The sequence below is a fragment of the Collinsella aerofaciens genome (genome assembly GCF_018785245.1).
Classification (GTDB): domain Bacteria; phylum Actinomycetota; class Coriobacteriia; order Coriobacteriales; family Coriobacteriaceae; genus Collinsella; species Collinsella aerofaciens_AD.
Window position 1 is genome coordinate 1 of sequence record NZ_WQPL01000069.1, and the last position, 370, is coordinate 370.

At 73.2% G+C, this 370-nt stretch carries 1 protein-coding gene; it reads left to right on the forward strand.

Annotated elements, in window-relative coordinates:
- Positions 1–370 (forward strand): IS110 family transposase (locus GPK39_RS09890; protein ID WP_215675185.1); only part of this gene is annotated, 370 nt, incomplete at both ends.

A 370-nucleotide genomic window follows, 5' to 3' on the forward strand; every position in this document is an offset into this window, starting at 1 on the left:
GGTCGGCGGCCGACCTCTCGTCCAAGAACGACCGCAACGACGCGGCCAGGATGGCCAAGGCGATACTGTCGCACGACGTCACCCCGGTATGGGTGCCGTCCCCCGAGATCGAGGGGCTCAGGGACCTCGCCGGGGCCCACGACGCGGCGACCGCGAGGCTCGCGGCGGCGAAGCAGCGGCTCCTGGCGTTCCTGGCCCGCCGTGGCTACGCCTACGGCGGCACGACGCCGGCCGGAAACCCCCGGAGGTACTGGACGTACGACTTCCTCAGGTGGCTCGACAAGGTCCGGCCCGCCGACGACGGCGGCATCCGGGCGCTTGCGGCGCTGAGGAACGAGGTCGAGGCGGCCGCCGAGACGCGCGACGACCT